Raw genomic sequence first — 13,715 nt, 5'->3', positions numbered from 1 at the left:
CCCAGTTGCCGATACAAACCGCGTTGCGCATACACCGTTGGCGTGAGCAGGTCGTTCAGCCGGGCTTTGACTGCTTCGTTCTCCACATACGGTTGGTTGCGTGGACGAACGTGATCTCGATGGCTGGCGCTGCGAGTCATGGCACTATATCCAAAAGGCCCTTGACGGTTAGCCTAGCGTCTTAAATTGTCACCGTTGGTCGTAACCCTCTTGCTTGATCTGCTCTAGCACCTGGTCGGGCAGGAAGGGCTTACAAAAGTTGAAGGCTTTGAACACCTTGATGCGATCGCCCCAGCGTTCTTGTAGATTGGCCTCAATGCCGGCCCGCTGGGCCTCAAAAATAGCGTTGTGGGGGGAGATAAAGTTGCCGTGCTGGTGGCTCCACTCGTGGAGGTCGAAGGCGGCCAGCACCTTGGCCAGCGGCGGGTAGACCCAGGTGGGCACCGGGGCAAACTTAGCAGTCAGCAAATTTAGGGCTTGCTCGTTGTAGTTAGCAAAGTCGTCGTAGCTCTCAACTTCGCCATAACCCATGAGCAATACGGCAACCTTGCCGCTGCCGCTTGGGGAAGTAGAACGTTCAAACGATTGGATAACGTCGGGGGTTGCAACCATGCGATGGCCCTCTCGGAGATGTCTTTCTCCCATAGGCTAACATCCCCAGTAGGGGGATGTTGTTAATAAAACCCGCAGCTTGGTTAGGAGAGGATTAGAGACACGGACAGGCTAGAAAATATCGCAGGGGAGCAGCTAAATCACTCCCGACAACGGCTAAAGTCCTACATTGTCTTCAACTGTCGATTCTCCTTATGGGTCTGATGGCAGCAGGAGTTGATCGACATCCAGCAAAAACAGCGGTGGCTCGCTGCCTCCTAAGGACACAAGGGTATTGATTCCTTGTAGATGGTGAGCGATTAGGTAGGCGGCAGGCATCGGGCTAAAGGCCGATTGACGGGCACGCTTTAGGGTGGGTGTATCGTCTACCAGAATCCCTAGGTGGCCCAGGCGAGAAGACTCAATCACCAGAATGGTCTGATCGGGCTGAGCGAGAGCTGTGGTACCGCCAGGGTGAATGACCTGCCCAGGCAGTAGCGGGGCTTTGTGGTAGAGCCAAGGAACAATGTCAACGACTGGAACCTGTGCTCCTTGCAATTGGATCAGTCCAGGGGTAAGGCTAGCCTCTGCTCCAGAGCGAGACATCACCCGTTGGGCCATGGCCAAGGGCAGGCAAAAGTGCGCTTGACGCAGAGGAAAGCAGATCAGCCGCAGGGTGGGTTCTGGGCTAGGACGGCGGCGGGCGAGGGCAGTATAGGCCAAGGGGAACTCCTAGGACACCAGGGCAGGCTGAATCAGGTCTTCAAGGGTTTTGAGCAAGGTTTGCTCGTTGTAAGGCTTGGTGAAATAGGCGGCTGCCCCCAGGCTCATAGCTAGCTGACGATGTTTTTGGCCGCTGCGGGAGGTGAGCATAGCAACGGGTAGGTCTTCGTGCTCGGTTTCGGCTTTGAGTCGAGCCAAAAAGCCGTAGCCGTCGAGGCGGGGCATTTCGACGTCGCAAATCACGGCTTCGACCGCAAGACCAGCGGTGAGCTTGTCGAGGGCGTCTTGACCATCCTTGGCCTGGGCCACCTGGTAGCCTGCTTTTTCGAGGGTGAGGGCGAGCAGGCGGCGCACGTTGATCGAGTCGTCGACTAGCAGCACGGTGGGCTTGCGGGCGGCGGTGCTGGTCTCGTAGCCAGGGCCGCTGGTGAGGTAAGCCTGCATCGGTGTGTCGTCGAGGGTAGCGGCACCAGAGGCTTCGCAGCTGGCGATCCAGTAGAGTAGCTCGGCGGTATTGACCAGGGGCACCACCTGGCCGTCACCCATGATGGTGCAGCTGTTGAAGCCCTTAGGCATAGGCAAGTTGCCGACCACGCGGCGCAGGGCGACCTCTTGCTCGCCCCACGATCGCTCCACCTGAAGCCCCACCAGTTTCTGGTTGGCGCGCACCAGCATTACTGTGGGGGTGGAGATGGCAGGGGCGGTTTCGGGGCTTTCGATCACCACTGGGCAGTTGAAGTGCAGCCAGTCGGCCAGGCGCACTAGCTGCACCAGCTCGCCATTCCACTCAAAGCTCTCGCGACCGGCGGTGGCCAGGATGTACTCGGCGGGCAGGGCAAAAATTTCTTCGATCGCATCCACCGGAAAGGCCATGCGCATGCCCTTGCTCTCGGTGATCAGCACCCGCGTCACGGATAGGGTGAAGGGGATGGAGATGGTGAAGGTGGTGCCGGCACCGAGCTGGGTATCGACCTGAATGTCGCCCCGAATTTCTTTAAGCTTGCTGCGCACGACATCCATGCCGATGCCCCGCCCGGAGAGGTCGGTGACGGTTTTAGCGGTGCTAAAGCCCGGCTCAAAAATTAGGGACAGCAGCTCCTGGGTGCTGGCGGCGGCCAGCAAGCCGTCGTCGAGGCCCATCTGGCGGGCGCGATCGCGAATTTTTTCTACCGCAATGCCGCCGCCGTCGTCGCTGATGGTGATCACGGTGCGGCTGCTCTGCTGCTGAGCGCTAATGGCGATCGTGCCGACGGCGGGTTTGCCTCGCTGCTGGCGGGTTTCAGCATCCTCAATGCCGTGGTCGAAGCAGTTGCGGATGATGTGCATCAGCGGCTCTTGCAGGGCTTCGAGCACGTTGCGATCGACTAGGGTGCGATCGCCCTTGAGCTTCAGCTCTACCGGCTTGTTGTATTGCAACGACATCTGCCTGAGGGAGCGAGGATAGCGATCGAAAACATCGGCCAGGGGCCGCATGCGCAGCTGGGTGAGATTCTTTTGCAGCTGGCGGGAGGTTTTGCGCAGGGTGTGGGTGGTTTGCTCGGTGCCGTCGAGCGATAGCTCAATGTCGGCCCCTACCTCCTGTAGTTGAATAATCGTTTCAATGATTTCGCGAAAGGGCAGGTGCAGATCGCGGTAGTGGTCGAGTTCGAGCACATCGAACTGCGATTGCAGAGTGGTGTCGGCCGTTTGGGAAACGAGCGCTAGGCCGTTCTGCAAGCCGGGAGCGGTGGGCAGCCGTGGTGCTGAGGCATCTTGGGTAGCGACGCGATCGTAGGCGGCGCGCAGGTCACTATTCACCTGATCGAGGGTGCGCATGCGGGTTTGCAGGGTGCCCACCAGCCCCCGCAGGCGACTGACCTCCAGCTCGAGCCGGTGGCGCTCGATGGTGAGTTCGCCAAATAGGTCGCTGAGCTGGTTAATCTGCTTGACGGGCACTCGCACGGTGCTATCGCTGTCGACTTCATCGAGGTTGGGGGCTGAGCTGCCGGTAGCCGTGCTTGGAATGTTGGCTCCATGGGCAGCAGCAGCGTCTGCGAATTCAAACTCGGCATTGCCTCCTAACTCTGACCAAGAGGCAGCGACATCGTCGGTGATGTCGGCTTCTAAGTAGTCAGGCTGCAACGCCGAGTCATCCCCGAGGGGCCAGACGGGGGCGGTAATGTCGCCATCCTCCAGATGGGGAATGATGTCGCCAGGGATTTCGGCAATGGGAATAGACTCGAAAGTAGCGCCTACAACCACCATTTGAGTCGGAATTTCGCCCAGATGGCCGGTGAGTACCAGGGCCTGGGCGCGCCGCCACACGGCCAGGGCTTCCTGCACAACCATCACCAGATCGTCCTCCGCGACCAGGGTGACCTGGTTTGCCACCGACTGGCAGAGGCTGACAAACGCCTCTAGCTGAAGCATTTCCCCCAGCCCGCCCAGCTCTTGGGCAAGAATTTGAACCTCTTCTCGCAGGCAGGGCGATTGCTCGCTCAGCACCCCCTCTAGCCGTTGGAGGCAGCCCTCCACCTCGCTTTGAAAGAGCAGCGGAATCACATCCTGGCCGTCTTCGGGGGACAGCATGGAGTAGGCGTCTTCCTCGACCGGGTCGCCCAGGCGATCGTGGAGCCGCTCGAATATGGGGGCGGCATGGTGCTCAAGCCATCGCTCCTCAACGGGGGATTGGCGGCCCTGGCTGAGGCACTGACGCTGGCCCACCATCACTTGGCTGAGGCAGTCGACCGCTGCCAGCAGCAGTTGCTCTAGGTCGGCATCAATGTCAAGCTTGCCTCGCTGCACCTTTAGCACCTTGAGGCTGTCTTCGAGGTGGTGGGCTAGATCGCTGAGAAGTTGAAACCCCATGAGGGCGGCCCCCCCTTTGATCGAGTGGGCGGCCCGTAGAGCTTCGTTGATGGTGCTGGCTTCAAAGGTTTGGGTCAGGCCCATCAGGTGGGTGCCCAGGGTATCAAGGTATTCTTGGGCCTCGTCGAGAAACTGAAGCCGAATTTCAAGTTCCTTTGCGTCGGACATGGTGGGGGAAGGGGTAGGAGAGTACGGGGGTGGGGGGTAGGAGAGTACGAGGGTAGGGGAGTACGGGGGTAGGGAGTAGGGTAGGAATGAACCGTTGATGGTTGGGGTAGAAGCTATTCATCCATCTACCCCCTACCCCCTACCCATCCACCCCTTCACCCATCTACTCTTCGCCGGTCTTGAAGGTGCCGACGGTGGCCTGGAGCGATCGCGCCACATCCACCGTTTCTCGCAGGGAGGTGGAGATCTCCAGGGAGGATTGGGAGGTGCGGGTGGATTCAGCGGCGATCGCCTGCATGAGCTGAGTTACAGACTCAGAGATTTCGACCTGGGAGACGGTGGCGTCAGAAATCGAGCGCACCAGGGTGTCAATCTGTTGGGAGACGTCGAGAATGCGGCCCAGGTTTTGCTTGGCGTCTTCGACCAGGCGAGTACCGGCGACTACCTCGGTGGTGCTTTGGTCCATGGCGTCGACCACTTCGGCGGTTTCGCGCTGGATGGTTTCGACGATGCGCTCGATCTCTTTGGTGGCTTCGGCAGAGCGGGCGGCCAGTTCACCGACTTCTTCGGCGACCACCGCAAAGCCCTGGCCCTCTTCCCCGGCGCGGGCGGCTTCGATGCCGGCGTTGATGGCCAGCAGGTTGGTCTGCATGGCGATCTGATTAATTAGCGACACCGCCTTCGAGATCTGCTGCGACGATTCGCCCAGGCGCTTCACCTTTTTGGAGGTTTCGCCAATAATCTCTCGCAGCGTGAGAATGTTTTGTACGGTCAAATCCATCGCCTGGCCGCTGGTTGCGGCGGTGGTGGAGGCGCTGTTGGCAACCACGGCGGCCTGCTGAGCGCTGCGGGCCACCTGCTGAATGGAGGCGGTCATGGCTTCGACTGAGGCCAGGGTTTGGGTGACGTCGTCGGCCTGGCGCAGGGCCTCAGTGGCCAGGGTCTGAATGGCCCCTTCGTTTTCGCCCAGGGAGGCGTTGACCTGCTCGGTGGAACTTTTCACCTTGGTCACAATCTGCCGCAGGCTTTCCACAATGGAATTAAAGAAGTCAGCGACGGTGCCGATCTCGCCGGCGGTGACATCGGCGCGCACGGTGAGGTCGCCGCGGGAGGCCCCCTCAACCTCACTGAGCAGCTCAATCAGCTGCATTTGTAGGGCTTCTTGCTTTTGGCGGCGTTCTTCGGAGAGGGCTTCGGTCTGGGTGTAGAGGCGGGCCTGCTCTAGAGCAAAGCCCAGCTGAATGCCGATCTGGCGGAAGAAGTTGATTTCAGTCGGATCCCAGTTGCGAGTGTGGCTGCACTGGTGGGCAATCAGCAAACCGACCAGCTCGTCGTTGATGATGATGGGGGCGACCAGGTTGGCTTTAACTTTGTACTGTTCAAGCTGGCGCAGGTGGCAGTCGGTCAGCCCGGCCTCGGCCAGGTTGGCCACCGCCTGCACCCGGCCCTGGCGGTACTGCTCAATATATTTTTCTTTGAAGCAGGGGTCGTAGAGGTCGTTGCCCAGGGCGGTGGGCCAGCCCTGCTCGATCGACTCGGCCACAAAGGTGCCTTTCCAAGTGGCGTCGAACTGGTAGATAATGACGCGATCGCTGCGCAACGCCCGGCGGATTTCGGTCACAGCGGTGCGGAAAATGCGCTCCTGATCGAGGCTTTCACGCATCAGAGAGACAATTTCGTTGAGCTGGCGCTCGCGGGTGGCGGTAACTTCCTGCTGTTGCAGCAGGCGAGCCTGGCTGAGGGCATAGCCAATCTGTACGGCAACCTGCTGGAGCAGTTCGACTTCGTCGGTGATCCAGTCGCGGGGGCGATCGCACTGGTGTACGCACAGCAGGCCAATTAGCTCATCGCCGACTAGCAGCGGGGCCACCATATTAGACATCACCTCCAGGCTCTCTAAAATGTCGCAGTGACAGTGGGAGAGTTCGGCCTCGGTACGGTTGGTCATCAACGTCACCCGTCCGGCGTAGTAGCGCTCTAGGGCCTCGGGCGTGAGCGGGTCTTTGATGGTCTGGCCCATAGCGCGCTTCCAACCCCGCGCTACCGCTTCGGCAGTAATGTCGCCGCCTTTGAAGTCGGTATGGAAGCGGTAGATCAGCACTCGATCGGCCTCGAGCACGTCTCTCAGACCCTCAACTGAGGTGCTGAGAATGGTTTGCTCGTTGAGCGACTGGCGAATGCGGCTGGTCAGGCTGGCCAGCAGGTTGGCGCGGGCGGCAGAGCGCTGCTCTTTTTGACCCTGGCGGCGCAGCAGATCTTCTGATGCAGTGATGTTTTCGGCCAGTTGGTTAAAGGCCTGGGCCACCTGACCCACTTCGTCGGTGGCGTAGACCTCGGCGCGGGCCTGGCGATCGCCCATGCCAAACTTCCAGGTCGCCTGCTGAAGATCTTTCATCGGCCGCAAAATGGAGCGACCCAACAGGGCGGCAATCACCGCGTTAGCAGCTAGGGCCGCCAGGGCGATCAGCATTTGAATCCGCAGACTGTTGCCAATTAGCGCGTTGAGGCCGGCTTCGGAGGTGCCCCGTACCATCACCGCAATCGGCTCGCCGCTGAAGTCTTCGACCGCGCGAGCGGCCAGGGTGTAGGTGGTGCCGTTGATGCGATCGCGGCGGGTCACCTCTTGCCCAGGGCGAGCGACGGCCTGCTCGATCAACGTAGAGGAGTCGAGGGGCACGTTGGCAGCAGCCTGGTCTAACTCGGAGTTCTCGCCGGCGTAGAGGCCGCTGGCTAGCTCAAAGCCCCCTTCGCTCCGCTGGTAGATGGCGCTGTAGCCGTTGCCAAACGGCGCGATCGACTCGCGGGGAATGACGTCTTTGCCGTTGACGATATCGCCGGAAACCAGTGCCCCCACCACCTGTCCCGAAGCTGGGTCGTTAACGGGGGTAATGGTGTAGCGAATCAGCGCGTCTTGGTCGGTGAAGCCCGCTGGCAGGGGTGGGGCCTCGTTGCGCAGCTCAGCCCAACTGACGATGGCGCTAGTTTTGATCTGGCGAGGGTTTTGCAGCATGGTACCCACCAGGCCATTGGGGTCAAACGACTGGCCCCGGCGATCGCGGTTGGCATTGGCAATAATTCTCCGATCGTTGCCCACCAGAGTGGCGTACTCAATGTTGCGGGCCTTGATTTCGTTTTTGAGAATTTGCTGCACCGAGGCGATCGCGCTCGACGGCACGGCTTCACCGCTGGCGTAAGCTACCGCTGCATTGATGATGGCGGGGTTGTCAGACTGGCCCCGAAAGCCAAACCCCATCTGGTTGATTTTGATGTTGTACTCAATGTCGGTGACCGCCAGCTCGGCCTTGGCCTGGTTGAGCAGCTGACTGCGCCCGCCAGAGATAATCAACAGCGACCCCACCCCCACCAGGCCCAGCACCGAAATCGCTTCGGAGGTAAACAGACCGGCGAGCTGCTTTTGCCGCACGCTCAGGTTGCTGAACCACTGCACCCAGCCAAACTGCGATCGCTGGGTAATTTTGACCGTGTTTTTAATGTCTGGGCCGTAGGCTACCCCGCGATACATCAACCCCTGGAAGTTGTTGGCTGTGGGATCCGGGCTATGGGCCTTGCCGTTAATCGGGTCGGGCTCTTCAGCCGCGTTGGTAGGAGTATAGGGTCGAAAATCTGTGGTCATGGGTCAACTACCTTATGAATGAGCTGAGTTGGGTCGAGAAATAGGGCTGCCCAATAGGCTTAGGGGCAACGTGACGTTAGCGATGCCTGGCAAACTGCTGATAGTAGGGAGAGCAGGTAGCCTTAGCCCCTGGGGCTAGGGCTGGGGAAAACGGCAGTAAACAGGGTTAAATCGCCTGCATAGCCGGGGCGCGCAGCAGGGCTTCGCCATCTAGCCCCAGCAGCACTTCTCCCTCTTGCAGCACACAGCCCCGCAGAAAAGGCACCAAACCCGGGGGTACATGGGTGGGAGCGGGCTGCATATGCTGGGGCGAGAGACTGAGAATGCCGTCGATTTGGCTCACCCGCAGCCCCAGGGCCACTGTGCCTAGCTGCATGAGCACGAGGTTGTACTGCTGCGAGTTGGGGTAGGCCGTGGGCAGGCCCAGCAGCAGGGCTAGGTCAACCACCCACAACACCCGGCTGCGGCGGTTTATCAGCCCCAAGAGGGCGGGGGGCATGTTGGGCATGGGGGTAATGCGGGCGGCGGGGGTGGCGATCGCCTCCTGCACCTGGCGGGTGGGCAGCAGGGCCGGTTGGGTGCCCAGGGTAAAGCGCAAATAGCTGTGGGTCAGCGGCGTGAGCGCTTGGGTCGCCAGACTGCCCTCGCCCGATGACTGGGATCGAGCTAGCGATAGATTACTCATCGATTCACCTTGATCACCGTGAGCACGGCCTGCACTAGCTGCTCGCGGGTGTAGGGCTTGGTAAGGTAGATATCGGCTCCTTGGCGCATGCCCCACAGCCGATCGATATCTTGGTTTTTAGAGGTGCAGAGCACGATCGGTACGTGGGCTGTAGCGGGCTGTTTTTTGAGGCTGCGGCACAACTCAAAGCCGCTCATACCGGGCATGACCACGTCGCTGACGATGACATCAGGGGGGTGTTGGGCGGCCTTGTCTAAAGCCTCTTGGGCCGTTACGGCGCAGATCACAGTACAGCCGCTGTCGCGGAGGTAGTGCACCATTAGCTCCATTTCGGATGGGGTATCTTCAACCACCAAAATGGTGCCTGCTAGAGTCGCTTGCATAATCGAGTTACCTAAAGAGTGGATAGATTGCTGCTCTTGCTTTGAACTGTTGCCTAAAAAAGCCGATCTCAATCGCTTGGGCAGGCCCAGTTATAGAAGTTTTCAACGGTCGCCAGGTGCTAGACCAGCCCAGAAAAAGCTGCAAGGGCGATCGCAAATATCTGAAAATAAAGCCCAAAAAACTCAGACTAATTCAAATACTTAAAAATGAATTTGAGCAAATCTGACTGATCAAAGGGCTTCGTTAAATAGCCCGACGATCGCACTAACTTTGCTTTGGCGCGATCGATAAACCCGGTGTTGCTCGTCACCATAATAATGGGAGTATTTTTGAAATCTGGGTGGCGGCGCAGCAGCGAGCAAAGCTCATAGCCGTCTAGGCTAGGCATAGTGACATCGAGCAAAATCAAATCGGGCTTAGTTCGAATTACCTGCATCAGCGCTTTGACGGGATCATCAATCATAATGACCGAGAAAATCTTGTCGTCTAAAAAGCTGTTAATCGCCTGGAGCACGGTAGGGCTATCGTCGATGCAGGCAATGGTGTAATGGGCTTTAGCGCCTGGCTTTATGCCCCCCGTCTGGAGGTTAGGGCCACTGACGGCTACTGCAGGAGCAGCCTCGGTCGTGGTTATGGTGGTGGCCCCCTTAGGCGAGTAGCCACCATTGAGTTGGCTAAGGCCATTGCGGCGCTGTTTGAGACGGGCGTAGCATTCTTCTACTGTGGTGCGCAGATTGAGCTGGCAATATCGGGGGGCGTTGCCCAAGCTGTTGCCTTCAACCAATTCATAGCTGCCCTGGCGCACGTCTAAAAAAGCTTCTAGCACTTCTTTAGAGAGCGTTTCGACGAGGGTTGACGCTTGATTGGGGTGCAAGTGCTGCTGCTCGACTAGCCAGCAAATGGCCTGATAGTCGGCGGTGGCTGTGGTGGCCTGCTGCTCAAAGAGGAGTCGCACCTGCACGCGCACTGCGCTCACCAACGATGGCACCTGCACACTTAACCGCCGCAAATGGCTATCTAGTCGCTCAAAGGCTCGGTCAACGGTAGAAACATAGGTGAGCTGGCCTTGATCTAGGTGCAATAGCCAAGTGTTAGTTGGGGTAATGACCTGAAGACAGCCGGTGGCCTGGCGACTACTCACCTGGGCTAACAAGCTAAGGGGGTGCAATTGCGTAGGAGAAGACGGTGCCATGGGAACGGGGTTCAACAGCGATGGTTGCATAGCGGTTCACTACAGAGACAGGGGAATGCACAGTGAATGGTAGGTAAAATTGGCAGCTCAGCCGTGCGTTACCCCTAGGGACACCGCAGCGCTACAGCATGCTAAATGACGGCTTGCTTAACGTAGAACGGACAGCGACAGTAAGGCTGTCAAAAAACTTTGGGGTGCGCTAAATCATTTAATGATTTAGCTAGTAGCCACAGCTAGAGCGATCGCACGATTGCTCAACTAGCAGAACTAACCTTGGCCAACGGCAACAAAATGGCTCGTACACAATGGCTGTGGATAAATACTGATAAAACCTCAGGGCTTGACCCTAATAAACCATTCCCAAAAAACGACTGGCTTAACAGTAAGTTTTGATGCGGTAGATGCGTTAGCGAGAATGGTTAGGAGTGAATAGCTCTCACCTGATCTGGGGGCTAGATAGGAAGCCAAGCTAGTCACACTCCAACATTTAAATGAGGTCAATAGAAGTTATTTGAAAAATGATCGATAGTCAGGAATGAAGCGCTAAACCGTTGATTGACTAATCTAATAGTAGCAGATTGAGTAATCAAAAATATGAAAAATAAATGAACGCTAGGCAATGAGATCGGCTGACTATAAAGTGGTAGTAAAGGTTTGGATGACTTCTCATTTTGAATTTGGATAGGCTTTAAACCAAGTTATTTTGAATGGCGTAGTTTTTGCATGCGATCGCTTTTCCTATTAGAAGAATTATGTTCTAAGGGAACTTATTTGGCAGGAGTATTCAATAGCTAGTCAATGATTTAAGAAGGTAGCCCAATCTCCCCGATCAGCCCTGATCGGGCTGAGGCGTCAAGTGCTGTGCATACCAATGGGCCATGGCCTGATCGAGGCAACAGGGAACGCAATTCAGAGCTAGGGATGAAGGGCTAGGTTAGCGATCGCAGCAACGTCTGAATCTTGCGCCGCTGCTGGCTGGCCAGCGCCGTGGGAAAGGTCAATTCCAGCACCAGCCTTGCCTCCACACCGTTGAGAGTGGGCAATTCGATCGCCTGGGCCACCTGAGCGACGATGCTTTGGGCCTTAGCCAGCTCACTGCTGGGCAGAAACAGTAACCCCACGGTGGGAAAGGTTTCGAGCAGGGTGGCGCGATCGAGCTCGGTCACGTTCTGCACCTCTAAGCGCAGGTCGCGGCTGCCGATTTCGACCACGCGGGCCGGGTAGCTGTCGCCGTGCCAGCCTTCCCAGGCCAGCTCTACGGGGGCCTGCACCTGCTTGCGCATTTTTTGGCCGGTGGCCGGTTGCAGATCGGTGAACACCCGCCAGAGGGTGGTGGCGATAAATTGCAGCGATCGTAGCGGCTTGTCCACCTGCTCGCGGGTCTGCGAATACCATTCCTTTACGTCAGAAAACAGTACCAGGGTGAGATCGTCGGCCTGGCTGGGGCTGACATTGATGAAATCTATCGCTAGCTCGGTTTCTAAACGACTGGTGGCCGTAGCTCGCACAATTTGGGCTTCAAGCAGGGCGCGACCGTCATAGTCGCCGACCAGCTCCACCCACACCTGGTCGGCCACGTTGGGCCATTCTTCGAGCTGCACCTGGGCACCGCTCTCGCTCACATTAATAGTTTTGCCCGTCCAGCTTTGGCCATCGCTATGGATGATGGCGGTGAGCTGCCGGGGCAGGCGGTGGGCACGGCGTAGCTGGGGTTGTTCGAGCGCCACCAGACAGGCGGCCAGCACCAGCACCAGGTTAAAGCCGCACCAGAGGGCGTTGATCAGCACCGCCTGGGTGTCTTCGGGGCTGAGCAGCAGCCAAAAGGGCACCGCCACCAGCGAGGCCGCCGTCAACAATCCCAAGACCAGCAAATAGCGCACGCTGTTGGCGTCGAAGGTGCGCTGGTTGACCACCAGCCCCTTTGCCGTCACGTTAAAGCTGCCTAGCTTAGGGTTCACCAGGGCCAGTAGCGTTACAATGCCCGCCTGAAACGACATGGCAAACTCGTAGATTTCGTTCCAAAAGGAAAACCGCACCCGCTTGTAGGGGATATGGTTAGTCTGCATCGACAGCACAATGTGGGGCAGCGCGTAGAACAGGGTTTCAATCCCCAGTCCCTTCACCGAGTTGATGCTAAACAGCAAAAACAGCGTCGGGGCCAGGGCATACATCAGCCGGGGGAAGCCAAAGAAAAAGTGCGACGTGGCGCTGAAATAGCAGACCCGCTGAGCCAGCGACAGTTTGAGCTGACGGTTAAACAGCGGATTTTCCAGCCGCAAAATCTGGGCCATGCCCCGCGCCCACCGCACCTGCTGCCCCACGTAGGCCGAGAATTTTTCGGGCGCTAGCCCCGCCACCATAATTTTGTCGTAGTAGATGGTGCGGTAGCCGAGGGAGTGCAACCGCAGGGCAGTGTGGCAGTCTTCGGTGACGGTTTCGGTGGCAATGCCGCCCACCTCTAATAGGTGATTGCGTCGCACCACCGCCGCCGAACCGCAAAAGAAAGCCGCATTCCAGGCATCGTTGCCCTTTTGCAGCACCTTGTAAAACAGCTCGTTGCCCACGGGCACCTGGCCCTGGGTGAGCAGGTTGCGCTCGAAGGGGTCGGGGTTGTAGAACCAGTGGGGCGTCTGCACTAGGGCCACGGTTTTGTCGAGAAAAAAGCCCACGGTTGCCTGCAAAAAGCCCCGCACTGGAATGTGGTCGCAGTCCAAAATCAGCACCAGATCGCCCGTGGTGCGCTCTAGGGCCGTGTTGATGTTGCCCGCCTTAGCGTGATCGTTGTTGTCGCGAACCAGCAGCTTAGCCCCCAGTTCATCGCAGATCGCCTGTAGCTCAGCCCGCCGCTCGGGGTATTTGCGGCCATCATCCAGCACGTAGACCTGCTTTTTCTCTGAGGGGTAGTCGATCGCCACCGCTGCCACCACGGTTTTGCGCACGATCTCTACCTCCTCGTTGTAGGTAGGAATGTAAATATCCACCGAAGGCCACTCGTTCTGGGGTACGGGGGTGAGGTCTACAGCGGTGCGATCGCGCAGTTGTAGTGTCTGAAAATATGACAAAAACAGCGTCCCCAGGGCATATAGCTCGGCCCCGTAAAGCAGCAGGGAGAAAACGGCATCCAGTGGCGTGTCGAAATTGAGGGTGTTGCGGGTGCGGTAGTAGAGATAGCGCAGGGTGGTGAGGCTGCTGAGGGTGATCATAAACAGGTGTAGTCGCTCGCGATCGCCGCCGCTGCGGGCATGGCCATCCTCTAAATGCAGAATGCTATAACCCAAGGCAATCAGCAGCACCGCCACGATCGCCTGCTGCCAAATCGCCGGGTGAGCCACCAGCAGTGGCTTGGTCAACAGCCCCAGACAGGCCAGCAGCAGCAGCATCTGCCAGCGGCTCAGGTGTTGAGTAAGGCTGTAGGCGCGATCGGGTAGGGTTTTGGTGAGCCAGTGGTAGAAGGGCGGGGCGGGGGGGTGAAGCATGGGGCGCGAGTGAAA

The 13,715-nt window shown here is 58.3% G+C and carries 7 protein-coding genes and 1 pseudogene; all 8 read right to left on the bottom strand.

Annotation, left to right across the window (positions count from 1 at the left end; translation table 11 throughout):
* Window positions 1-195: 195 nt before the first annotated feature.
* Window positions 196-612 (bottom strand): annotated as a pseudogene (locus H6G07_RS18905) (ferrochelatase); the annotation flags it as partial.
* A 192-nt stretch (window positions 613-804) separates the two neighbouring features.
* Window positions 805-1,314 carry a chemotaxis protein CheW gene (locus H6G07_RS18900; RefSeq protein ID WP_073608147.1) on the bottom strand — a complete coding sequence of 170 codons (510 nt, stop codon included), beginning with the start codon at window positions 1,312-1,314 and terminating at the stop codon, window positions 805-807.
* Between the two features lie 9 nt (window positions 1,315-1,323).
* Complete coding sequence (locus H6G07_RS18895) at window positions 1,324-4,329, bottom strand: hybrid sensor histidine kinase/response regulator (protein WP_073608146.1); 3,006 nt, start codon at window positions 4,327-4,329, stop codon at window positions 1,324-1,326.
* A gap of 163 nt (window positions 4,330-4,492) precedes the next feature.
* On the bottom strand, window positions 4,493-7,963 hold the full coding sequence (locus H6G07_RS26500) for a GAF domain-containing protein (RefSeq protein WP_073608145.1): 3,471 nt from the start codon (window positions 7,961-7,963) through the stop codon (window positions 4,493-4,495).
* 166 nt (window positions 7,964-8,129) lie between these two features.
* On the bottom strand, window positions 8,130-8,648 hold the full coding sequence (locus H6G07_RS18885; protein ID WP_084173061.1) for a chemotaxis protein CheW: 519 nt from the start codon (window positions 8,646-8,648) through the stop codon (window positions 8,130-8,132).
* Window positions 8,645-9,031: a response regulator transcription factor gene (locus H6G07_RS18880; RefSeq protein ID WP_073608144.1), complete on the bottom strand. Its 387-nt coding sequence runs from the start codon at window positions 9,029-9,031 to the stop codon at window positions 8,645-8,647. The genes H6G07_RS18885 and H6G07_RS18880 overlap by 4 nt, the downstream gene beginning before the upstream one ends.
* A gap of 188 nt (window positions 9,032-9,219) precedes the next feature.
* Complete coding sequence (locus tag H6G07_RS18875; protein ID WP_073608143.1) at window positions 9,220-10,224, bottom strand: response regulator; 1,005 nt, start codon at window positions 10,222-10,224, stop codon at window positions 9,220-9,222.
* Window positions 10,225-11,153: 929 nt separating this feature from the next.
* The gene (gene bcsA, locus H6G07_RS18870; RefSeq protein ID WP_073608142.1) at window positions 11,154-13,700 is read right to left on the bottom strand and encodes a UDP-forming cellulose synthase catalytic subunit; all 2,547 of its coding nucleotides are present in this window, start codon (window positions 13,698-13,700) and stop codon (window positions 11,154-11,156) included.
* Window positions 13,701-13,715: the final 15 nt, after the last annotated feature.

The organism is Phormidium tenue FACHB-1052 (assembly GCF_014696675.1).
Lineage (GTDB): Bacteria > Cyanobacteriota > Cyanobacteriia > Phormidesmidales > Phormidesmidaceae > Nodosilinea > Nodosilinea tenuis_A.
Note: the sequence above shows the minus strand (reverse complement) of the source record. Positions and strands in the feature narration are given on the sequence as shown.

Coding starts and splice junctions, on each gene's coding strand:
- H6G07_RS18880 (WP_073608144.1), bottom strand. CDS start 9,031: ATGCAAGCGACTCTAGCAGGCACCATTTTGGTGGTTGAAGATACCCCA.
- H6G07_RS18875 (WP_073608143.1), bottom strand. CDS start 10,224: ATGGCACCGTCTTCTCCTACGCAATTGCACCCCCTTAGCTTGTTAGCC.
- H6G07_RS18895 (WP_073608146.1), bottom strand. CDS start 4,329: ATGTCCGACGCAAAGGAACTTGAAATTCGGCTTCAGTTTCTCGACGAG.
- bcsA (WP_073608142.1), bottom strand. CDS start 13,700: ATGCTTCACCCCCCCGCCCCGCCCTTCTACCACTGGCTCACCAAAACC.
- H6G07_RS26500 (WP_073608145.1), bottom strand. CDS start 7,963: ATGACCACAGATTTTCGACCCTATACTCCTACCAACGCGGCTGAAGAG.
- H6G07_RS18885 (WP_084173061.1), bottom strand. CDS start 8,648: ATGAGTAATCTATCGCTAGCTCGATCCCAGTCATCGGGCGAGGGCAGT.